This is a genomic window from Nocardia neocaledoniensis (assembly GCF_029868625.1).
GTDB classification, from domain to species: Bacteria; Actinomycetota; Actinomycetes; order Mycobacteriales; family Mycobacteriaceae; genus Nocardia; species Nocardia neocaledoniensis_A.
The window spans coordinates 1-18,366 of record NZ_JARWOJ010000282.1 but is presented as its reverse complement, the minus strand read 5'-3'; the positions used below and the strand labels follow the sequence as shown (position 1 = coordinate 18,366).

The 18,366-nt window shown below is 71.3% G+C and carries 17 protein-coding genes; 8 read left to right on the top strand and 9 right to left on the bottom strand.

The genetic code is table 11. From position 1 onward, the window contains the following. The first annotated feature begins 1 nt into the window (after position 1). The 3 genes from QH270_RS21585 (at position 2) to QH270_RS21575 (ending at position 4,890) form a co-directional block, all read left to right on the top strand. Positions 2-940, top strand: coding sequence for an ABC transporter ATP-binding protein (locus QH270_RS21585; RefSeq protein WP_280345412.1), 939 nt, complete (start codon positions 2-4; stop codon positions 938-940). Further along, positions 937-2,568, top strand: coding sequence for an ABC transporter permease (locus QH270_RS21580; RefSeq protein WP_280345410.1), 1,632 nt, complete (start codon positions 937-939; stop codon positions 2,566-2,568). The genes QH270_RS21585 and QH270_RS21580 overlap by 4 nt, the downstream gene beginning before the upstream one ends. 297 nt (positions 2,569-2,865) lie before the next feature. Continuing rightward, positions 2,866-4,890 carry an SDR family oxidoreductase gene (locus QH270_RS21575; protein WP_280345407.1) on the top strand — a complete coding sequence of 675 codons (2,025 nt, stop codon included), beginning with the start codon at positions 2,866-2,868 and terminating at the stop codon, positions 4,888-4,890. Between the two features lie 42 nt (positions 4,891-4,932). On the opposite strand, the gene QH270_RS21570 is transcribed toward QH270_RS21575, so the two are convergent. The 4 genes from QH270_RS21570 to QH270_RS21555 form a co-directional block, all read right to left on the bottom strand. Further along, positions 4,933-5,811 carry an NAD(P)H-binding protein gene (locus QH270_RS21570; protein ID WP_280345405.1) on the bottom strand — a complete coding sequence of 293 codons (879 nt, stop codon included), beginning with the start codon at positions 5,809-5,811 and terminating at the stop codon, positions 4,933-4,935. Between the two features lie 80 nt (positions 5,812-5,891). Continuing rightward, complete coding sequence (locus tag QH270_RS21565) at positions 5,892-7,073, bottom strand: NAD(P)/FAD-dependent oxidoreductase (protein ID WP_280345401.1); 1,182 nt, start codon at positions 7,071-7,073, stop codon at positions 5,892-5,894. Then, positions 7,070-7,246, bottom strand: coding sequence for a rubredoxin (locus tag QH270_RS21560; protein WP_280345399.1), 177 nt, complete (start codon positions 7,244-7,246; stop codon positions 7,070-7,072). The genes QH270_RS21565 and QH270_RS21560 overlap by 4 nt, the downstream gene beginning before the upstream one ends. After that, on the bottom strand, positions 7,246-8,469 hold the full coding sequence (locus QH270_RS21555; protein ID WP_280345396.1) for an alkane 1-monooxygenase: 1,224 nt from the start codon (positions 8,467-8,469) through the stop codon (positions 7,246-7,248). The genes QH270_RS21560 and QH270_RS21555 overlap by 1 nt, the downstream gene beginning before the upstream one ends. A 141-nt stretch (positions 8,470-8,610) precedes the next feature. Between QH270_RS21555 and QH270_RS21550 the strand changes: the two genes are divergently transcribed. Then, positions 8,611-9,213 (top strand): TetR/AcrR family transcriptional regulator, encoded by a 603-nt coding sequence (locus QH270_RS21550; protein ID WP_280345394.1) that lies wholly within the window; start codon positions 8,611-8,613, stop codon positions 9,211-9,213. An 18-nt stretch (positions 9,214-9,231) separates the two neighbouring features. Here the strand turns inward: QH270_RS21550 and QH270_RS21545 are convergent, their stop codons facing one another. Together QH270_RS21545 and QH270_RS21540 are read right to left on the bottom strand one after the other, a co-directional pair. After that, positions 9,232-9,894 (bottom strand): cutinase family protein, encoded by a 663-nt coding sequence (locus QH270_RS21545; protein ID WP_280345392.1) that lies wholly within the window; start codon positions 9,892-9,894, stop codon positions 9,232-9,234. Between the two features lie 173 nt (positions 9,895-10,067). Then, positions 10,068-10,283, bottom strand: coding sequence for a hypothetical protein (locus QH270_RS21540; RefSeq protein ID WP_232998640.1), 216 nt, complete (start codon positions 10,281-10,283; stop codon positions 10,068-10,070). An 89-nt stretch (positions 10,284-10,372) separates the two neighbouring features. On the opposite strand from QH270_RS21540, the gene QH270_RS21535 reads away from it, so the two are divergent. Continuing rightward, entirely contained in the window at positions 10,373-12,067 is a 1,695-nt protein-coding gene (locus QH270_RS21535; RefSeq protein ID WP_280345388.1) for an FAD-binding dehydrogenase, read from the top strand. Positions 12,068-12,075: 8 nt separating this feature from the next. Here the strand turns inward: QH270_RS21535 and QH270_RS21530 are convergent, their stop codons facing one another. The 3 genes from QH270_RS21530 to QH270_RS21520 form a co-directional block, all read right to left on the bottom strand. After that, positions 12,076-12,909 carry an IclR family transcriptional regulator gene (locus tag QH270_RS21530; protein ID WP_280345385.1) on the bottom strand — a complete coding sequence of 278 codons (834 nt, stop codon included), beginning with the start codon at positions 12,907-12,909 and terminating at the stop codon, positions 12,076-12,078. Between the two features lie 128 nt (positions 12,910-13,037). Then, on the bottom strand, positions 13,038-14,018 hold the full coding sequence (locus tag QH270_RS21525) for a LysR family transcriptional regulator (protein WP_280345383.1): 981 nt from the start codon (positions 14,016-14,018) through the stop codon (positions 13,038-13,040). Positions 14,019-14,054: 36 nt separating this feature from the next. Continuing rightward, entirely contained in the window at positions 14,055-14,657 is a 603-nt protein-coding gene (locus QH270_RS21520) for a YdcF family protein (RefSeq protein ID WP_280345379.1), read from the bottom strand. Between the two features lie 90 nt (positions 14,658-14,747). Here QH270_RS21520 and QH270_RS21515 point away from each other — a divergent pair, with 90 nt between their 5' ends. The 3 genes from QH270_RS21515 (at position 14,748) to QH270_RS21505 (ending at position 18,198) form a co-directional block, all read left to right on the top strand. Then, complete coding sequence (locus tag QH270_RS21515) at positions 14,748-15,395, top strand: TetR/AcrR family transcriptional regulator (RefSeq protein ID WP_432420400.1); 648 nt, start codon at positions 14,748-14,750, stop codon at positions 15,393-15,395. A gap of 38 nt (positions 15,396-15,433) precedes the next feature. After that, entirely contained in the window at positions 15,434-17,110 is a 1,677-nt protein-coding gene (gene kstD, locus QH270_RS21510; protein WP_280345374.1) for a 3-oxosteroid 1-dehydrogenase, read from the top strand. A gap of 83 nt (positions 17,111-17,193) precedes the next feature. Beyond that, a complete protein-coding gene (locus QH270_RS21505; protein WP_280345371.1) occupies positions 17,194-18,198 on the top strand; it encodes a YeiH family protein in 1,005 nt (334 codons plus the stop codon). The last annotated feature ends 168 nt before the right edge of the window (positions 18,199-18,366 follow it).

Below are 18,366 nucleotides of genomic sequence, written 5' to 3'. Positions count from 1 at the left end.
GATGCCCTCCCCCACCACCGATCGGGTCATCGATGTGCGTGACCTGCGCAAGAACTTCGGCCGCTTCACCGCGCTCGACGGCCTCGACCTGCGGGTCGGTCCCGGCGAGATCCACGGCTTCCTCGGCCCCAACGGCGCGGGCAAGTCCACCACGATCCGCGTCCTGCTCGGCGTCCTGCGCGCCTCCGGCGGCGAAGCGACGCTGTTCGGCCGCGACCCGTGGACCGACGCCGTCGCCCTGCACCACCGGATCGCTTATGTCCCAGGCGATGTCACGCTGTGGCCATCGCTGTCGGGCGGCGAGACGATCGACCTGCTCGCCCGGATGCGCGGCGGCATCGACGAGACCCGGCGCGCGGACCTCATCGAGCGTTTCGAGCTCGATCCGACCAAGAAGTCCCGCACCTATTCCAAGGGCAACCGACAGAAGGTCGCGCTGGTGTCGGCGTTCTCCGCGAATGCCGATCTGCTCGTCCTCGACGAGCCCACCTCGGGCCTGGATCCGTTGATGGAGCAGATCTTCCAGGACTGCGTGCGCGAGGCCGCCGCCCGCGGGGTGACGGTCCTGCTGTCGAGCCACATCCTGTCCGAGGTCGAGCACCTGTGCGACCGGGTGACGATCATCCGGGCCGGACGCACGGTCGAGTCCGGTTCACTCGATCAGCTGCGCCATCTCAGCCGCACGGCCATCACCGCCGAATTGATCGGCGACCCAGGCGATGTCGGCGCGCTGCCAGGTGTCGACGATGTGGAACGGGACGGTTCGACACTGCGCTGCCAGGTCGACGCCGAAAATCTCGGCGCGCTCATCCGGGTTCTCGGTGACGCCGGGGTACGCAGCCTGACCAGCGCGCCGCCCACACTCGAGGATCTGTTCCTGCGCCATTACCACGTCGAGGCCGACGGCGCGCCGACGACCGAAGCGGCGGTGCGGGCATGACCACCATCGCCGCCGCACCCGGCGTCCTGCACACCTCCAGGACCGCGAGCGAATTCGCGGGTACGGGCCAGATGCTGCGCCTGTTCCTGCGCCGCGACCGGATCATCGCGCCACTGTGGTCACTGCTGATCGGGCTGATGCCGGCCCTGCAGATCGTCTCGATCAAGGACCTCTACGCCACCCAGCAGCAGCTGGACAGCTTCGCGACCACGACGGCGGCGAGCCCCGCGCTGCTCGCCATGTACGGTCCGGTGTTCAGTTCCTCGCTCGGTTCCATCGGCACCTGGAAGGCCGGGGCGATGTACTCGATGATCGCCATCGCCACCGTGCTCACGGTGATCCGGCACACCAGGGTCGAGGAGGAGACCGGTCGCGCGGAGCTGGTCGGGGCCACCAGCATCGGCCGGTTCGCCGGCCTCACCGGGGCACTGCTGCTCACCTTCGGCGCGTCCATCGTCGCCGGAATCGCCTGCACCGCTTCGCTGTCGGCCGCCGAGCTGCCGATGGCGGGTTCGCTCGCCTGGGGCCTGGCACTGACCGCCTCCGGCATGGTGTGGGCGGCCGTCGCGGCGGTGGCCGCACAGCTGAGCAACGGCGCGCGGATCGCGCGCGGTGCCGCGCTCGGCGCGCTCGGCGCCGCGTTCGCCGTGCGCGCGGTGGGTGACGCGGGAAACGGTGTGCTGTCGTGGTTCTCGCCGCTGGGCTGGTGCCTGCAGATCCGGCCCTACGCCGGGGAACGCTGGTGGGTGCTCGGTCCGCTGGCCGTCGTCGCGGTCGGCGCGACGCTGCTGGCCTATCAGCTGCTGCGCACCCGCGATCTCGGCGCCGGGTTGCTGGCCGAACGTCCCGGCCCGCCGGTGGCGGGCGGTGCGCTGGCCGGTCCGGTCGGGCTGGCGTGGCGGTTGCAGCGGGGGTCGATGCTGGGCTGGACGATCGGATTCGGCCTCTACGGCCTGCTGATCGGGGGCGCCGTGAACAGTATCGGCGGCATGCTCGGCGACAGCGGCACCCTGCAGGACGTGGTCACCTCCATGGGTGGCTCGACCGACCTGGAGAAGTCGTTCATCGCCTACGGGATCACCATGCTCGCCGCGGCGGCGGCCGCCTACTCGGTGTCGTCGGTGCTCCGGCTGCACGAGGAGGAGAACACCGGACGCGCCGAGACCGTACTGGCCGCCGCCGTCGGGCGGACCGGGTTCGTGGCGAGCCACCTGCTCTTCGCGATCGCCGGACCCGCTGTGGCCCTGCTGGTTTCGGGTCTCGGCATCGGCATCGTGTGGGGTGGCACGGACGGCGACATCGCGGGCAAGGTCGGCGAATCGCTCGGGGCCGTGGCGGTGCAGCTGCCCGCGGTCTGGGTGATCACCGCGATCGCGCTGCTGCTGTTCGGCGTGGTGCCCAAGTACGCGACGCTCGCCTGGGCGGTGCTCAGCGCGACCGTCGTCATCCTGCTGCTCGGTTCGCTGGGCACGTTCCCGCAGTGGCTGATGGACCTGGTGCCGTTCGTGCATCCGCCCAAGCTGCCCGGCGCGGCGTTCGACCTCGTTCCCGTCGCCTGGTTGCTCGTGGTGGCGCTGGCCGGGATCGCCGTGGGGCTCATCGCCTTCCGCCGACGCGATCTGCGCTGAGCCGGCCGCGGGGTGCCGGCGCCGCTCGGCACCCCGCGCGGACCGATAGCGACAAGTTGTCCGAAACTCTCGGTTACTGAAAGTAACTGTCACACATACCCTTTGACCTGCGACGACAGGTGACCATTCCCACACGGCCGGCGGGCGCTCCACGCTTGCCGAGCTAGGTTACTGACGAGTACGGTTAGCGCAGCCGGGACGACGCTGTGCCCGGTTTCACTGATGCCCGCATCCACCGCCGCATGCCGGATCACTGTTGCACGACACCGTGTTTCGACGAATTCTTCAGGAGGGGCGATGGTTTCCTACATCGTGACAGGCGGTACGGGATTTCTGGGTAGGCGCGTGGTGCGGGGGCTGCTCGCGGCCGACCCCACCGCGATCGTGCACGTGCTGGTGCGTGCCGAGTCGCTGGCCAAGTTCACCGCGCTCACCGCGCAGCACCCCGACGGCGATCGGGTGTTCGCCCTGGTCGGGGACCTGACCGCCGACGGGCTCGGCCTCGGCGACGAGCCCCCGCGCGCCGATCACATCCTGCATCTGGGCGCGGTCTACGACATGACCGCCGACGAGGCCACCGCGCACGCGGCCAATGTCGCGGGTACCCGCTCGGTGCTCGAGCTGGCGCGCAAGCTCGACGCCGTGCTGCACCACGTGTCCTCGGTGGCCGTCGCCGGTGATCACCGCGGCAAGTTCTTCGAGGAGGATTTCGACCTCGGCCAGAACCTGACCTCGCCGTATCACCGCACCAAGTTCGCCGCCGAGAAGCTCGTCCGCGAGGCCACCGACGTGCGCTGGCGGGTCTATCGCCCGGCCATCGTGGTCGGCGATTCGCGGACCGGCGAGATGGACAAGATCGACGGGCCGTACTACTTCTTCCAGGCGATCGCGGCCCTGGCGGCGTTGCCCGCCGAGTTGCCGTTGCCGCTGCCCGACCTGGGCGCGACCAACGTGGTCCCGGTCGACTACGTCGCCGAGGCCATGGTGCGGTTGGTCCGCCGCGAGGGGCTCGACGGCCGCACGTTCCACCTGGTCAACCCGAAGCCGCAGCCCTTCGGCGAGATCTACCGCGCGCTCGCGACCGCCGCGGGCGGGCCCGCCGGGATCGGCACGGTGCCGGGCAGTGCCCGCGCGCTGAGCGGTCTCGGCCACGTGCCCGGCGCGCACACCGTGCGCGACTTCCTCTTCGAACAGGCAGGCATCCCGGCCGAGGTGGCGCCGCACGTCGGATTCACCGCGCAGTTCGTCGCCGAGTCCACCCAGGCCCAGCTGCCCGGGCTCACCGTGCCCGCCTTCGACACCTACGCCGCGAAACTGTGGGACTACTGGCGGGCCAACCTGGATCCGCACCGTGGTCGCCCGGCGTCCGACGCGGACCGGCTGGCGGGGCGTGTCGTGCTGATCACCGGCGCGTCCTCGGGGATCGGGCTGGCCACCGCACACGCGGTGGCGCGGCGCGGTGCCACCGTGCTGATGGTGGCACGCGGGGCCGAAGATCTCACGGCCGCAGCGGAATCCGTGCGCGCCGACGGTGGCACCGCCTTCGCGTACCCGTGCGACATCACCGACGCGTCCGCGGTCGACGAGCTCGTCGCCCAGCTGTTGCGCGAGCACGGGCACGTGGACTATCTGGTGAACAACGCGGGCCGGTCGATCCGCCGGTCGGTCGTCAATTCGGTGGACCGGATGCACGACTTCGAGCGCACCATGGCGGTCAACTACTTCGGCGCGGTGCGCCTGATCCTGGCGTTGCTGCCCTCGATGCGGGAGCGGCGTTTCGGGCACATCGTGAACATCTCCTCGATCGCGGTGCAGACCAAGGTGCCGCGTTTCGCGGCGTACGCGGCGAGCAAGTCGGCGCTGGACAACTTCAGCGAGATCGCGGCGGTCGAGAACCGCGGCGCCGGAGTGAGTTTCACCTCCATCCGGATGCCGCTGGTGCGCACGCCGATGATCGCGCCGACCGACCTGTACCGTGCGCTGCCGCTGCCCGATCCGGATCGGGCCGCCGACATCGTGGTCCGCGCGCTGCTGGAACGGCCCGATCGGATCGACACGCCGGTCGGCACCTTCGCCCAGGCGGTCGAGATGTTCCTGCCCTCGCTCAAGCGGTCGATCCTGCACACCGGCTTCCGCCTGTTCGGGGAATCCACCGCGGCGCAGGGTAAGCCGGTCGCCGCACCGGTCGACGCCGAGCCGGCCGAGTCGGAGGCGCCGAGCCGCAACGCGCTCACCGTGCTGGCGCCGGTGCTCACCCCGCTGATGGTGATGCCGAGCCCGGCGGCGCGGATGAGCCGAATGCTGCCCGGGGTGCACTGGTAGGACGACGACGAGGGCCGGCCACATCGTGACCGGCCCTCGTGCTCAGCGCAGGTGGGTCCGCGCCCAGGCGGCCAGGGTCGTCGGCGTGGTGGTGTGGATCGACCGTGGCTGTTCGGCGACGAATCCCGAGCCCAGCCCCGCGGACATGCCCGCGATACCGTCCATCTGCCCCGCACCGAGTCCGGCCTCGCGCAGGACTCCGCGGAACTGCTCGTCGCTGATCGGGACCGGGGTGACGTCGCGGCCCAGTTCCGCGCCCAGGATCTCCGCGACGCGCGCGAAGGTCAGGTCCTCCGGACCGTGCACGGCCTGCACCACCCGGCCCGACCACGCGTCCGAGAGCAGCCGGGCCGCGGCCACCTCGCCGATGTCGCGGGGATCCACCCAGGGCATCACATGCTCGAGCGGCCACGGCGTCGACAGTGTGCCCGCCCTGATCTCGTCGAGCTGGGTGAGCAGGTTGGTGAAGAAGTAGGCGCACCGCAGGTGCACCACGTTCGCGCCGGTCGCGTCGAGGAGTTCCTCGGTGCGGGCCAGCCCGTCGATCTCGCCCGCGCCACCGCGCTTCTCGGCGCCGATGCTGCTGAGGAACACCGTGGCCTCGATGCCGTTCTCGGTGATCGCCCTGGCCGCCGACTCTCCCATCCTGGCGTAGCCGGCGACCGGGTCACCGTCGACGAGGGCGGGCGGGTCGACCCAGAACAGCCGGTCCGCGCCCCGGGTGGCCGCGACGACCGCGGCGGCATCGCCCTGGTCGGCCCGCACCACGTCGACGCAGGCCCGGGTGGCGGGATCGAGGCGGGCCGGGTCGCGCATCAGCACCGTGGGCCGTATGCCCGCCTGGATCAGCAACTGGAGTACGCGCGAACCCACATGTCCGCGTGGGGTCGTGACAACAATCCTCTTCTCTCGTGTTCGCATACCGTCCACGCTAGGGCCGATCGCGGTCGGTTCCCGGCCGCGATTCGGCCCTGTGTCGCGGATCGGGCGGGGTCCGCGGCTCAGGGAGCCGGCACGGCGGGAGTCCGGTAGGGACGGCCCTCGTCGATGAGCGTGCGGACGGCGCGCAGGTCACGGGGCCGCGCCATGGCCGCGGCGCCGACGGGGATCCCCTGGTGCAGCGCGGTGACGAGGAAGTCGTGGGAGTCGAGGTCACCGTCGACGATCAGCTCGTCGTGCGGGTGGAGCCAGCCGGCGAACTGCAGCGACCGGCCGTGCTGATCGGTCCAACCCCACGGGACCTCGACGGCGGGCGCGGTCAGGCCCAGCATCGACAGCGCCGCCGCGGCACCAGCGGTCATCGCCGAACTCCAGTGCTGCGGACGCTCATAGGCGCCACGCAGTGGGTGGTAGACCGTGGTCGCGTCGCCCGCGGCGAAGACACCGTGCGCCGAGGTGCGGTGGTGGTGGTCGACGATGATGCCGTCGTCGACGGCGATGCCGGCGGATTCGGCCAGTGTGGTGTCGGGAACGGAGCCGACGGCGACCAGCGCGGCCGCGCCCGACCAGGTACGCCCGTCGGCGGCGACCGCGGTGACGGCGGCGTCGGTGTCGACCAGATCCGTTGTCACGACGTCGTTCTCGACCCGCACGCCGTGCCCATGGTGAAGTCGTCCCATCAGCTCCGAGACCGGGGCGGGCAGCACCCGGTCCATCAACGCGGGGCCCGCGTTGAGCAGGGTCACCCGCGCGCCGAGGCCACGCGCGGTGGCCGCCACCTCGCAGCCGATCAATCCGCCGCCGACGATCAGCAGCGAACCGCCCGCGCCGATGTCCGCGCGCAGCGCCTCGATATCGGCGCGGGCGCGCAGGGTGCGCACCCGCGCCGACGCGGTGTCCAGGGTTCTGGGCCGCGCGCCGGTGGCCAGGAGCAGGCTGTCGTAGCCGAGCGTCTCGCCGGTGGCCAATCGCACTGTCGCCCGGTCGGTATCGATGGCCTCGACCGCCACGCCGGGACGCAGCTCGATCCGGTTCTGCGCCCAGAACGCCGCCGGCTTCAGCGCCGCCCGCTCGATCGAACCGGTGCCGGCGAGCAGGTCCTTGGAGACCGCGGGGCGGCGGTAGGGCAGATCCGGTTCGGCGCCCACGAGCACGATCTCGCCCGTGTACCCTTCCCGCCGCAGCGTCTGGGCGGCGGTGGCACCGGCGACACCGGCGCCGACGACGACGATGCGCCCGCTCATCCGCGACTCACCTCGTGCATGTCGAAATCGGGCTTCTCGCGAACGCCGCAGTCCGGGCAGCACCAGCCCTCGGGAATCGCCGACCACGCGGTGCCCGCGGGAAATCCCTCCCGGGGAGCGCCGCGGCGCTCGTCGTAGCGGTAGTCGCAGACGGGGCAGAGGTAGACGGCCATCAGCGCGCTCCGTACTTCGCCAGCACCTTGTCCCGCTTGGCGGGCTGGATGTTCACGCGGGTGATGTCGCCGTCGTAGTGCGCGAGCACGCGCGGGTCCATCACCTTGCGCCACAGCGGGGTCAGGTAGGCCAGGCCGATGAGGCTGGCGTAGCCGCTGGGCAGTTCGGGCGCGCCGTCCATGTGGCGCAGGGTCTGATAGCGCCGGGTCGGGTTGGCGTGGTGATCGCTGTGCCGCTGCAGGTGGTACAGGAAGATGTTGGTGACGAGATGGTCGGAATTCCAGCTGTGCTCCGGGGTGCAGCGCTCGTAGCGGCCCGAGGCGGTCTTGCGCCGCAGCAGACCGTAGTGCTCGAGATAGTTCACGGTCTCGAGCAGGGAGAACCCGTACACCGCCTGGATCAGCAGGAACGGCAGGATCACCGGACCGAACACCGCGACCAGCGCGCCCCACAGCACCACGGTCATCAGCCACGCGTTGAGCACGTCGTTGTGGATCGTGAAGGGGCCCTTGCCGAGTCGCTCGAGCCGCGTGCGTTCGAGCTCCCACGCCGAGGTCAGGCTCCCCCACACGCTGCGCGGCAGGAAGGTCCAGAACGATTCGCCGAACCGGGCGCTGGCCGGGTCCTCGGGCGTGGAGACGCGCACGTGGTGGCCGCGATTGTGCTCGATGTAGAAGTGGCCGTAGCCGGTCTGGGCGAGGGTGATCTTCGACAGCCACCGTTCCAGCTCGTCCTTCTTGTGCCCGAGCTCGTGCGCGGTGTTGATGCCGATGCCGCCCATGGCGCCGATGGTGAAGGCCAGGCCGATCTTCGAGACCAGGCCGAGGCCACCGTCGATTCCGAGCCAGGACAGATCGTCCGCCGTCCACAGGTAGCAGGCCAGCACCAGGCTGATCAGCTGCAGCGGGATGTAGGCGTAGGTGCAGTAGCGGTAGTACCGGTCGTTCTCCAGCGCCTCCATCACCTCCTCCGGCGGGTTCTTGCCGTCGGGGCCGAAGAAGCGGTCCAGGATCGGCAGCAGCACGTAGAGCAGGATCGGGCCGAGCCACCACCAGACCGGCGCGACCGCGCCCCAGCCCAGCTGATGGAAGGTCCACACGAACGCGCAGGCCAGCAGTGCGGCGCTGGGCGCGATCAGGCCGAACAGCCACAGGTAGCGCTTGGGGTCGCGCCAGTGCAGCACCGCCGCCGACCCGTCGTGGTCGATCCGAGATGTCGTCATCCTTGTTCTCCTGCCGCTTGGACACCGGCGGCACCGTTGCCGCCATCGTTTACACATCCGAGCAATGTGTTCTAGTGAAGACAGTCACTATCGATTTGTCAACGATCGATTCGAAACGGCAGGACATGTACGATCGCGTACGTGACCGAATCGCCGAACTTCCACGCCGAGATGCGGCAGCTCTTGCGCGACCGCATGCTCGACGCAGCCAGGGCCATGGTCGTCACCGAGGGGTGGGGCGCGGTCAACATGTCGCGCGTGGCCAAGGAGGTCGGGATCAGCCGCCCCGTGCTCTACAAGGAGATCGGCACCAAGCAGGCGCTGGCGGACGCGCTCATCGAGCGCGAGCTCGGCATCTATCTGGCCGGTATCGCCGACACACTCACCGAGCATCCCGGCGACCCCATCGCCGGCATGACCGCCGCCGCCGACTACACCCTGCGCAACGCGGGTGACAACACCCTGATCAAGGCGGTCCTCGCGGCCCGCGCCGAGGCCGACACCGCCCTGCTGCCCGCACTGCTGAGCGAGCCGGAACCCGTGCTCGGCCGCGCGGTCGCCGCGCTCACCGGCACGGTGCGCGAGCGCTACCGACTCGCCGAGCTGTCCGACGACGAGCTCACCTCGGTCGTGGAGATCATGGTCCGGCTCACGCTGAGCCACCTGTTCCAGCCGACCGGCAGCGTCGACCGCGCGGTCGACCAGATCAGCAAGGTCCTGTCCGGCGTGCTGCCCGCCGCCTGAGCGACGGACAGCACGCGCTCACATCCGCGCGCCCACCTGAGCGGCGGCGGCCACGAAGGCCCAGTCGTAGGCGCCGTGGGCAGTCGGGAACACCCCGCCGGCGCAGACGGGATCGCCTGCGGTGCAATAGTTCTCGGTGCGGTCGGCGTACAGTGGCGCCGTCGTGCCACCGACGAGACGCAGTGGATCACCGAACAACAGCACCGCGACGACGCGCGGAGCCAGCTCCGGTGGCAGCACCCAGATCCCGGGCAGGACGGTCACCGCGGCGGAGCCGAGTACTCCATGGGTGACCACCGCGCCCTGCGAATAGCCGACGAGCACGAATCGCTGATCCGGGCAGGCCGCGGCCTGGGCGAGCACGTGTCCGGTCATCGCCCGCGTACCGTCGCCGACCGAGCTGGGCACCAGGAGGTCGGCCGGATACTCGACCCGATGCGCGGTGGTGTCGACCGGTAGCTGCCTGCTCAGCACCGCGTAGAGGGGATCGCCGACGGCGGCCCCCAGATAGCCGGGTTCCTGTGTGCCACGGGCGATCACGACGTCGATCGTCGCGCAGTGCTGCGCCGATGCGATCGAGCCCTGGGACGTCGCTGTCCCGATCCCCGCGGCCAGGAGCACCACCGACAGCATCCGTGCCGTCCGTCGTGCGATACCGGACATGACCTTTCGAGAGTTCATGGCACCCACCCACTCACGCCGTTGTGAGAAATTGCGAGCGATTACCGTCCACCGCAAGGGTTTTCGGCGCTCACTGATGGGATACCCGCGACCACGCATCGACTCGGCGTGGACTCGGCATCTGTTGTGCCACGACCGGGTCTCGGATCACCTGCGGCGCAAGGCCGCCCGGGTCAGCGCTTCTTCGGCTTCTTCTTCTTCTTGGGCTTGTCGTGGTCGGGCTCCCACTCGTAGCCGGGAACGCCGCGCTCGCAGTAGGAGTTCTCGACGAGGACGTCGCCCTGGTCGCGCTCACACCACCGTTCCGTGCGCGAGCAGGACGTGGCGCCGAGACCGGCGAGGACCGCGAGGACGAGCACGGCCGCACCGGTGCGCGTACGGATAGGCATGGAAGACCTCTCTACCGGAAACCTGGCTGGTCAGGGCGTTTTCCAAGACTTGCCCCCCGCCCCGACGCACCAATGCTACTTTCCCGGGTATGCCGAGCACAGCCCCTGAGCCCACCACAGACTTCATTCCCGACGCGATCGTCGTCGGCGCCGGACTCGCGGGCCTGGTCGCCACCCACGAACTCGTCCTGGCCGGGCGCAAGGTCCTGGTGGTCGACCAGGAGAATCGCGCCAACCTCGGCGGGCAGGCGTTCTGGTCGCTCGGTGGCCTGTTCTTCGTCGACAGCCCCGAGCAGCGCAGGCTCGGCATCAAGGACTCCTACGAGCTGGCCCTGCAGGACTGGTTGGGCTCGGCCGGGTTCGACCGCGACGACGAGGACCGGATGGCGCGCCGATGGGCCGAGGCCTACGTCCGGTTCGCCACCGACGAGAAGCGGGATTACCTGCACGCCTTGGGCTTGCGGGTCACTCCCCTGGTCGGCTGGGCCGAACGCGGCGGCGGCCTCGCGGGCGGGCACGGCAACTCCGTCCCCCGGTTCCATCTCACCTGGGGCACCGGCCCGGAAGTACTGCGCGTGTTCCTCGAACCCGTGCTCGCCGGCGAGGCGCGCGGCCTGGTGCGCTTCGCGTTCCGCCACCGGGTGGACGAACTCGTCGTCACCGACGGCGCCGTCACCGGGATCAGCGGCAGCGTGCTCGCACCGAGCGAGACCGAGCGCGGCGTGGCCTCCAACCGGGAGGTGGTGGGCGAGTTCGCCTTCCATGCCCCCGCGGTGCTGGTGAGCTCGGGCGGGATCGGACACGCGCACGACATGATCCGCCGCAACTGGCCCACCGAACGACTCGGACCGTGCCCGGAGACGATGATCTCGGGTGTTCCCGCCTACGTGGACGGGCGAATGCTCGGCATCTCCGAACAGGCCGGCGCCGCGCTGGTGAACCGCGATCGGATGTGGCACTACACCGAGGGCATCAACAACTGGGACCCGGTCTGGCCCGACCACGCCATCCGGATCATCCCCGGACCGTCCTCGCTGTGGTTCGACGCGCACGGAAACCGCATGCCCGCACCGTGTTTCCCGGGTTTCGACACCAACGCGACCATGCGGCAGATCCTGTCGACCGGGCACGACTACTCGTGGTTCGTGCTGAATCAGACGATCATCGAGAAGGAGTTCGCGCTGTCGGGGTCCGAGCAGAATCCCGACATCACCGGCAAGGACCTCAAACTCACCCTGCGCAGCCGGGTGGCCAAGGGTGCGCCGGGCCCCGTGGAGGCGTTCAAGCGGCACGGCGTGGATTTCGTGGTCGCCGACTCGCTCGCGGAGTTGGTCGACGGGATGAACGCGATCGCGCGGGGACCTCAGCTCGACGTGGCCGCCCTGGAGCGCCAGATCGTGGCCCGTGACCGCGAGGTCGCCAATCCGTTCGGCAAGGACGCGCAGCTCACCGCGATCACCAACGCGCGCAAGTACTTCGGCGACAAGGCCGGTCGGGTCGTCAAGCCGCACCGCATTCTCGACCCGGCGCACGGCCCCCTCATCGCCGTGCGCCTCAACATCCTCACCCGTAAGACCCTCGGCGGTCTGCAGACCGATCTGGACTCGCGGGTGCTGCGCCCGGACGGCTCGGTGTTCAGCGGGCTCTACGCCGCGGGCGAGGTCGCCGGTTTCGGTGGCGGTGGCGTGCACGGCTACAACGCGCTCGAGGGCACCTTCCTCGGTGGCTGCATCTTCTCCGGACGCGCGGCCGGACGCGCGATGGCGGGGCGCCCGGTCGGCTGAGCCGGGCGCTAGTGGGGGCGCCCGTGCCGGGGCACCAGGGCGCGTGCCGCCTCCTTGGCGACCTCGGCCAGTGCCCTCGCCAGTCGCGCGGTGTCGAGGGCGCTGCGGTCACCGTGCAGGCTGCCCGACAACGAGATGGCGGCGAGCGCGGCACCGCGCCCGCGGATCGGCACCGCCACGCACCCCACGCCGGGCAGCGACTCCTCGGTATCGACGGCCACGCCCTGCCGGTTGCGGATGCGGGCCAGTTCGCGGTGCAGCTCGGCGCGATCGACGATCGTGCGCGCCGTGCGCGGGGCGGTGTTGCCTCGCAGGGAGGCGTCGGCGATGCCGGGTTCCAGGGTGGCGAGCAGGGCCTTGCCGACCGCGGTGCAGTGCGCGGGAAGCCTGCCGCCGACCCGGGTGGGCACGGCGGCGTGGCCCCGGCTGCCCGCACGGTCCAGGATCAGCACCTCACGGCCGTCGAGCACGGCGAGATGCCCGATCAGGCCGGTGCGCTGGCTGAGGTCGTAGAGCAGCGGTCCGACCACTTCCCGCAGTTCGTTGTGCTCGGCGGCGAGCCCGCCGAGTTCGAGCACGCGCAGGCCGAGCCGGTAGCCGCCGGGCGTGTGCGCGAGCCAGCGCAGCCGGATCATCTGGTCGAGAATGCGATGCACTGTCGAGCGCGGCAGACCGGTGCGCTCGGCGAGGCCGAGCAGGGTGAGGGTGGGGGTGGTCGCGTCGAACGCGTCCAGGATCAGCGTCATCCGCTCGATCATCGACGTCGGCGGCGCCCCGGTCGCGCGGCCCGATCCGGTCCACAGGTCCTCCGGCGCCGGCTCGGTCACGATCTCGACCGTCATGTGATCCAACCTCCACAGTGTGTAGCGGATACAGACTAGAGCTGTTCGCCCCGCCTACGCACCATTTCGCTGTACCGTCCGGTTCATCCGGCTGGATCGGCCGACCCGAACCGGCGCCGCCCGCGCGATCACCTCGGTTCTTCGTCCGGCCCGGACCGCGTGCCGGGCCGCGCGGAGAGTCCCACCACCGTCGAGCGAGCGATCTCGAGATGGGCCGCCCGGTCGACGAGGAGCTCGGCGGCCCCCGACGGCGGTGTGGCGCGACGCCAGATGGCGCGGAACTTGCGGGTCAGGCGGGCGGCGTCGGTGGTGGGGACCGCGACGAGGGCGCCGGTGGCGAGATCGGGGGCGGCGATGAGGCGGCTCAGGACGGCGGGCGCCATGCCGGTGCGCGCCGCGGCCACGATCGCCGCGGCCGAGCCGAGTTCGGCGGCGGGGCCCGCGGGGGCGGCGGCCGTGCTGAGCAGGTCCCAGACGGTGTCGCGGGTACCGGAACCCGGTTCCCGCCACAGCAGGGCGGTGCCGGCGAGTTCGGCCAGGGTGACCGGATCGGTCCGGCGCGTCCACGGGTGACCGGGCGCCACGACGACCACCAGATCGTCGGTGCCGAGGACCCTGCTACCGAGCGCGGCGGGCGGATGCGGACCCTCGACGAACCCGAGATCGGCCACGCCGTCGCGGACCAGGGCCGCCACCTGGGTCGAGTTCTCCACCTCCAGCGAGATCAGCACCTCGGGGTGGTCGGTGCGCAACGCGGCGAGCCAATGCGGAATGCGGTGGTCGGCAATCGTTTTCGAGGCCGCGATGCGCAGGCGTGGCGCGTGCTCGGCGCGCAGGTGGTCGACCTCGTCGACGAGATCCCGCACGGCCGCCAGCACCGTCCGCGCGTGCTCGACCACCGTCCGCCCGGCATCGGTGAGCGCGGATCCGGTCGGTCCCCGATCGAGCAGCTTCACCCGCATCCGACGTTCCAGCGTGCTGATCCGCATGCTCGCCGCGGGCTGGCTGATGCCGTGCCTGCGGGCCGCGGCGCCGAGGCTGCCGAGTTCGGCCACCGACACCAGCAGGTCGAGGACCTCGAGGTCGGGGGCACCGGGCGGCAGCGTCATGCGCCGATTATCGGCGACGGCACGCCGGGGCCGGCGTCAGGCACCCTCGGCGTCGCGATCCAGGACCCGCCCGCGCAGGGTCTTGGCCACGCCGTAGAGGGCGAAGACCGGTTTCAGCGGCAGCCACTCACCGAATCGGTATTCGCGTCCCGGCACGAGCCGCGTCGCGAGTTCGGGGGCTTGCTCAGCGAGGTAGGCGCGCGCGGTGGCGGCGTGTGTCGGCAGTGAGACGATCTTGATCCGGTCCACGTCCTTCAGGAACGGGATCGCGAAAGCGATGTTCTCCCACGTGGATCGGCTGGCATCCTCACAGACGAGCTCGCCGCGATATCCCCGTTCGCGCGTCGCGTAGTCGGCCATGAGCGCGGCCTCGGGGACCGGTCCGGCGACGGCGCCGCCGCACAGGACGAGCCGGGACCGAGACGCCGCGGTGTCGATGGACCGCAGCCCGGCCCGCACCCGCCAGCGGTTCATCGCATTGGCCGCCGGCCCCGGATTCCGGTAGCCGAGGACGACGACGGCCTCGGACCCGTCGACCCCCGGCCCCACGCCCCGGCGCGAGGCCCGCCAGTTCGCCCACTCACCCCACAGCATCGAACCGATACCGGCGGCGATGGTCAGCCGGGTTCGTTTCCGCACACCTCCAGCAAACCACACCTGCGCCGGGCAGGCAGGAGACGCGGCTTTCGACAGCAAGTCCCTACTTGACAGTCACTCCCACTTAGGGAGATGCTTCCAGAAGCGGCCGGCCACGAGGGACCGGCTCGAGCACGGAGGTGGGCGGTGTCCTTACGGGAACGGCAGCGGCGGCAGGTACGCGCCGAGATCCAGCGGGCCGCGTTCCAGTTGTTCGCGCGGTCGGGGTTCGACGCGGTGACCACCGAACAGATCGCCGCCGCGGCGGGGGTCTCCACCAGTACGTATTTCCGGCACGTGCGCAGCAAGGAGGACCTGCTGCTCGATCCGGTGCGCGACGGCGGCGCCGGGATCGCCGCCCTGCTCGAGGGCAGGCCCGCGGCCGAACCGGCCGATGTGGCGCTGTCCCACGCGATCCTGAGCCGCTCGACCGCGCTCGGCGGCGAGGAGCTCGCCCAGTGGCGGGCCGCGTTCGCCACCGCTCCGCATCTGCTCGACCGGGTCGCGCTGATCCCGCCGGACCATCGCACGCGGTTGGTCGAACTGACCGCGCGGCGCATGGCCACCGATCCCACCGCCGACGCCCGCCCCGGACTGCTGGTCCACCTGATGCTGGCGGCCGCCGAGTTCGGCTACCTGCAGTGGCTGCGCTCGACCGACGATCCCGCCGCCTCGCTCCCGGTCTGCGTCGAAGCCGCGCTGGCCGCTGTCATCGACGACCGCTGGCGGACTCCGCGCTGACCCATGGTGGGCGGCGAATTCGGAAGAAAGAAGAAGTCATGCAGGACAATCGTATTCCCGACGCCGTCGACGTGGTCGTCGTCGGCTCGGGCGCGGCGGGGATGACCGCCGCGATCACCGCGGCCCGGCACGGCCTGTCGGTGGTCGTCGTCGAGAAGGCGAGCCGGTGGGGCGGGTCGACGGCCCGCTCGGGTGGCGGCGTGTGGATTCCCGGGAATCCGGTGCTCCGTGAGCAGGCGCCGCCCGACGATCTCACCGCCGCCCGCGCCTATCTGCGCCACATCGTCGGGGACGACGTCGCGCCGGACCTGATCGACACCTACCTCGAGCGTGGCGTCGAGGCGTTCGAGTACCTGGCCCGGCACACGCCGCTGGCGATGCGCTGGGTGCCCGGTTACAGCGACTACTACCCGGAGGCCCCCGGCGGACGCGCGCACGGCCGCTCGATCGAGCCGGTCCCCTTCGACGCCGGCGGGCTCGGCGCCGACCTGGCCACCCTGGAGCCGGACTACGGCAAGGCCCCCCGAAATCTCGTCCTCACCCAGGCCGACTTCCGGCAGCTCCACCTCGGTCTTCGCAATCCGCGAAGCCCGTTGCGCGCGTTGCGGATCGGCGCCCGCTGGCTGACAGCACGGGCACGCGGCCGGCATCTGCTCGCCCGCGGCCAGGCCCTGAGCGCGATGCTGCGCCTCGGCCTTCGCGAGGCGGGCGTGCCGCTGCTGCTGGAGACGGCATTGGTGGAGTTGTCGACCACGGACGCGCGGGTCACCGGCGTGGTCGTCCGCCGCGACGGCGACGAGCGGGTGATCTCGGCGCGCCGGGGCGTGGTGCTGGCCTGCGGCGGCTTCGAGCACGACGAGGCTATGCGCGAGCAGTATCAGCGCGCGCCCATCGGCACCGCGTGGACCGTCGGCGCCGCCGCCAACGCCGGAGACGGTATCCGCGCGGGTCAGGCGCTGGGGGCGGCGACCGCGTTCATGGACGACGCCTGGTGGGGGCCGTCGATTCCGCTCCCCCGCACGCCCTGGTTCTGCCTGGCCGAGCGCAACCTGCCCGGCAGCCTCATCGTCAACGACCGGGCCGAGCGATTCATGAACGAGTCGCTGCCCTACGTCGAGGCGACTCACCGCATGTACGGCGGAGATCACGGGCGAGGGGACGGCCCCGCGGAGAACCTCCCGGCCTGGCTGATCTTCGACCAGCGCTACCGTAACCGCTATCTGTTCGCGGGCCTGCCGCCCCGCCAGCCGCTGCCGAAGCGCTGGTTCGAGTCCGGGGTCCTGGCCCGCGCCGACACCGTCGAGGCACTCGCGCGTGAGATCGGCGTTCCGGCAGCCGGACTCACCGCGACCGTGGCCCGGTTCAACGGCTTCGCGCGCACCGGGGTCGACGAGGATTTCGGTCGCGGCACGAGTGCCTACGACCACTACTACGGCGACCCGCGCCAACGCCCCAATCCCAACCTCGGCGCATTGGAGACCGGCCCGTTCTATGCCGCGCGACTCGTCCCTGGCGACCTCGGCACGAAGGGCGGTCTGGTCACCGATGCCCACGCACGCGTCCTGCGAGCGGACGGCACCACCGTGGCCGGGCTCTACGCGGCCGGCAATGTCGGCGCACCGGTCATGGGCCACACCTACGCCGGTCCGGGGGCCACGATCGGCCCGGCCATCGTGTTCGGGTACCTCGCCGCGCTCGACCTGGCCGCCGACTAGCCGCGCCACCCATAAGCACCGCTTATGGGCACCTCGGAAATCGGCGTCTACCTCGGCTTCCGCGAGGCCGCGAGGGTGGAGGGGTGAATCGCGTACGGACCCTCGCCCCCGGGCTGGCACTGGCCGCCCTCCTCGCCACCGTCGCCACGCCGTTCGGCAAGGCGCTGCCGATGGTGGGCACGCCGGTGCTGGCGCTGGGCTTGGGCGCTGTCGCAGGCACGGTGTTGCGTCGTGCCGAGGCCGTGGACGAACGCTTCGCCCCAGGACTCGAGGTGGCCCGGCAGCGCCTGCTCGGACTGGCGATCGTGCTGCTCGGTCTCGGCCTGCCGCTGGGGTCGGTGCTCAGCGTCGGCCGCGAGACCGCGGTGGTGCTCGTCGGGACACTGATCGTCGGCGCGGTGGCGGCCTTCGTGGTCGGCCGGATGCTGGCCGTCGACCGGGAGTCGGCGACGCTGGTGGCCGTGGGGACGACGATCTGCGGCGCGTCGGCGATCGCGGCGGCCACCGCCGTGCTGCGTCCGGACAAGCAGCGGGTGGCCTACGCGCTGGGCACCATCTTCGTCTTCAATGTGGCCGCGGTGCTGGTGTATCCGCCGCTCGGGCGGGCACTCGGCCTGTCCCAGGAGGCGTTCGGCCTGTGGGCGGGCACCGCGATCAACGACACCTCCTCGGTGCTGGCGGCGGGCGTGATCTTCGGTGCGGGCGCGGCCCAGTTCGCGGTGATCGTGAAGATGGTCCGCAGTCTGGCCATCATCCCGCTGTGCCTGGGGTTGCACGTCGGGCGTCGCCACCTCGCCGCGCCCGGTGACACGAACGGTTCGCTGCGACAAGCGTTTCCGCTGTTCGTGGTGTTGTTCGTGGCGGCCTCGGTCATCGCCGGGCTCGGCCTGCTGCCCACCGCGCTGACCACCCCGCTCGCCACCCTCAGCGGCTGGCTCATCGCCGCGGTGCTCGCCGCGATCGGGATGTCGCTGAGTGTCGAACGGCTCCGCAGCGCCGGTCCGCGCCCCCTGATCCTCGGTGGCGTGCTCGGCGCGATCCTCGGCGCCGCGAGCTTGGGCCTGATGGCCCTCACCGGCTGGTGCTGACCCCGCGGTGGGGGGGGGGGGGGGGGGGGGGGGGCCGCGCCGGGGCGGCCCCGCGCGCCGCCCCCCGCGCCGCCGGGCCGCCCCCCCCCCCGGGCCCCCCCCCCCCGGCCCCCGGGGGCGCGCCCCGGGGGGGGGGGGCCCCCCCCCCCCCCCCCCCCCCCCGCGGGG

Coding starts and splice junctions, on each gene's coding strand:
- QH270_RS21575 (WP_280345407.1), top strand. CDS start 2,866: ATGGTTTCCTACATCGTGACAGGCGGTACGGGATTTCTGGGTAGGCGC.
- QH270_RS21565 (WP_280345401.1), bottom strand. CDS start 7,073: ATGAGCGGGCGCATCGTCGTCGTCGGCGCCGGTGTCGCCGGTGCCACC.
- QH270_RS21585 (WP_280345412.1), top strand. CDS start 2: ATGCCCTCCCCCACCACCGATCGGGTCATCGATGTGCGTGACCTGCGC.
- QH270_RS21555 (WP_280345396.1), bottom strand. CDS start 8,469: ATGACGACATCTCGGATCGACCACGACGGGTCGGCGGCGGTGCTGCAC.
- QH270_RS21525 (WP_280345383.1), bottom strand. CDS start 14,018: ATGACGCTGCCGCCCGGTGCCCCCGACCTCGAGGTCCTCGACCTGCTG.
- QH270_RS21530 (WP_280345385.1), bottom strand. CDS start 12,909: ATGACGGTCGAGATCGTGACCGAGCCGGCGCCGGAGGACCTGTGGACC.
- QH270_RS21570 (WP_280345405.1), bottom strand. CDS start 5,811: ATGCGAACACGAGAGAAGAGGATTGTTGTCACGACCCCACGCGGACAT.
- QH270_RS21540 (WP_232998640.1), bottom strand. CDS start 10,283: ATGCCTATCCGTACGCGCACCGGTGCGGCCGTGCTCGTCCTCGCGGTC.
- QH270_RS21560 (WP_280345399.1), bottom strand. CDS start 7,246: ATGGCCGTCTACCTCTGCCCCGTCTGCGACTACCGCTACGACGAGCGC.
- QH270_RS21545 (WP_280345392.1), bottom strand. CDS start 9,894: ATGAACTCTCGAAAGGTCATGTCCGGTATCGCACGACGGACGGCACGG.
- QH270_RS21515 (WP_432420400.1), top strand. CDS start 14,748: ATGCTTCCAGAAGCGGCCGGCCACGAGGGACCGGCTCGAGCACGGAGG.
- QH270_RS21535 (WP_280345388.1), top strand. CDS start 10,373: ATGCCGAGCACAGCCCCTGAGCCCACCACAGACTTCATTCCCGACGCG.
- kstD (WP_280345374.1), top strand. CDS start 15,434: ATGCAGGACAATCGTATTCCCGACGCCGTCGACGTGGTCGTCGTCGGC.
- QH270_RS21580 (WP_280345410.1), top strand. CDS start 937: ATGACCACCATCGCCGCCGCACCCGGCGTCCTGCACACCTCCAGGACC.